The following is a 2388-nucleotide window of genomic DNA, read 5'->3' on the forward strand; positions in this document are numbered from 1 at the left end:
ACATATGGGATAGCATATCAGCTACGTAAGAAGGATTCATTTCAGCTAGGAGGCTTTCGTAATCATCTTCATCTATTTCAATGTTTTCAAATAGACCAGCCATTTCTTCCGGAGATAAATATTTGTACACAACTGACCTAAATTCATCCGACAAGCTTGTATAAAATTGAGCCTGATCGTATGGATGCATTTCTAGGAACTCCGTGCGGAACTGATCTAGGTTTTCTGTTTTAAGTGCGTCAAGCAATAGTTCATTATTCATTTGATTTCTTTCCAGTTCCCTCAACTCTTCCATAACTAAACACCTCCAATAAACTTATTTTTTAATTTCCTCGTTTATATTTTATTTTTTTAAATAATACTATACTAATACCATAAACATATACAAAACAAACAAAGGGTGTGACAAATGAACATCGATATCATTGGGGACATCCATGGATGTTTCACCGAATTTAGGCAGCTGACAGAAAAAATGGGATATACCTGGGAAAGAGGCATACCTGTTCATCCCTCGGGAAGAATTCTTGGCTTTGTAGGGGATTTAACCGATCGCGGCCCAAATTCTCTCCGTGTAATTGAAGTGGTCTATGAATTAGTCATTAACCAAAATATTGCGCTATATGCTCCAGGTAATCATTGCAATAAACTGTATCGTTACTTTTCAGGCAATAAAGTGCAAGTATCTCATGGTTTAGAAACTACAGTAGCTGAATATCAATCCTTAAACGTTCGGGAGCAGAAGAAAATCCGAAAAAAATTCATCGATTTGTATGAACGATCCCCACTCTATCAGCTCATCGATGAGGGCCGTTTAATTATTGCGCATGCTGGTATTCGCGCCGATTATATCGGTCAATATGGAAGTAAAGTAAAAACTTTTGTCCTTTACGGAGATATCAATGGCACCAAGCATCCAGACGGCTCGCCGGTCAGAAAGGACTGGGCCCAGTCCTACAAAGGGAAAGCCTGGATTGTGTATGGGCATACACCGGTTCCGGAGGCAAGACAAGTCAATCATACATACAACATTGATACCGGCTGTGTCTTCGGTGGAAAACTAACTGCTGTCCGTTATCCTGAAATGGATCTTCAAGATGTGCCTTCAACAATGCCTTATATAGCAGAGAAGTTCAGGACTTCTTTTGATTAACCAAAAAAAACTCGCCATTTTGGTGAGTTCTTTTGTGACGACAGATTTAAATTATATTCTTATTTTTGACGCTTTACCTTCATTACAAATGCAATGACCTCTCAACCATTAATTCCCATCAAGCAAATGTATCATATCCTGCGGTAATTTTTCTTGAAACAACATCACCTTCTTGGTAAAAGGATGAAGAAATTTTAATTCGAAACAATGCAGGGCCTGACGGGCGATCATTTCCCTGTGTCCTCCATATAAATCATCCCCAGCAAGCGGGTGTCCAATATGAGCCATATGGACCCTGATTTGGTGTGTCCTCCCAGTTAGGAGCTCCAAATTAAGAAATGTATAGGTTTCAGTTTGGGCTAATACCTCAAAAAGAGTACAGGCATAGCGACCATCCTCCCGAACTTCCCTTTCAATAATGCTGGTCGATTTCCGTCCGATTGGCGCCTCTATCATTCCTTTCGGTCCGTTAACAAGTCCTTCAGCAATTGCTTGGTATCGCCGTTTAACTTGTCCAGATTTTTGTTGCTCACTTAAAAGATGATGGATATGTCGATGTTTGGCAATTAAAACCAAACCCGAGGTATCACGGTCAAGTCTTGTAACAATATGAATCGTTGCATGGATTCCCATCTTCTTATAATACCCTGCCAACCCATTCGCAAGACTGCCATTGGGATGCTCACGAGATGGAATGGTGTTCATAGAAGGAGGCTTGACAACTACCAATACAAATTCATCTTCGTACCTGACAAGAAGTGGGATGGGTTCCGGCAGAAGGCCCTCACTTGCCTGTTCCGGAGGAAATATGACTGTGACGCTGTCACCAGTTTTAATTCGCTCCCTCACTGTCACTTCTAAGCCGTTCACCTTGATTAAACCACCTTTAAACTTAATATCCGTTAATGCTCGTTTTGAGATATCGTATTTGCTGAGAAATTCCCGCAGTAAAGAGCCAGAATCCTCTTCAGAAACCGACCAAGTTAAAGAAAAGTTTTGATTTGACATGTAGTGATCTGAGCTCCTTAGTTAGCAATAAATGAATCATGAACTCTTTTCCAGAATGGAAATGGGCGGAATCTAGCGAAACGAATCTTTTCATCAGCAACACGGCATTGAATCGATTTTACATCTTCCTGAAGCAGGGTTAAATGATCAATCGTGATTTGAAAATTGACGGCATTGACCGGCCGGAACATACATGTATGATGAGCCGGCAGCAGAAGTGGTGATCC

3 protein-coding genes and 1 pseudogene are annotated in these 2388 nt (G+C 40.7%); 1 reads left to right on the plus strand and 3 read right to left on the minus strand.

The features are described 5' to 3' along the window. Positions 1-295 (minus strand): magnesium transporter MgtE N-terminal domain-containing protein (locus tag AC1DUW_RS26040; protein ID WP_477643844.1); only part of this gene is annotated, 295 nt, incomplete at its 3' end. Between the two features lie 114 nt (positions 296-409). On the opposite strand from AC1DUW_RS26040, the gene prpE reads away from it, so the two are divergent. Next, positions 410-1153, plus strand: coding sequence for a bis(5'-nucleosyl)-tetraphosphatase PrpE (prpE, locus tag AC1DUW_RS26045; RefSeq protein WP_053345010.1), 744 nt, complete (start codon positions 410-412; stop codon positions 1151-1153). Between the two features lie 108 nt (positions 1154-1261). On the opposite strand, the gene AC1DUW_RS26050 is transcribed toward prpE, so the two are convergent. Then, complete coding sequence (locus AC1DUW_RS26050; protein WP_053345009.1) at positions 1262-2161, minus strand: RluA family pseudouridine synthase; 900 nt, start codon at positions 2159-2161, stop codon at positions 1262-1264. Between the two features lie 17 nt (positions 2162-2178). Then, positions 2179-2388 (minus strand): annotated as a pseudogene (gene ppnK, locus AC1DUW_RS26055) (NAD kinase); the annotation flags it as partial.

Source organism: Peribacillus sp. P4_C12, assembly GCF_056402095.1.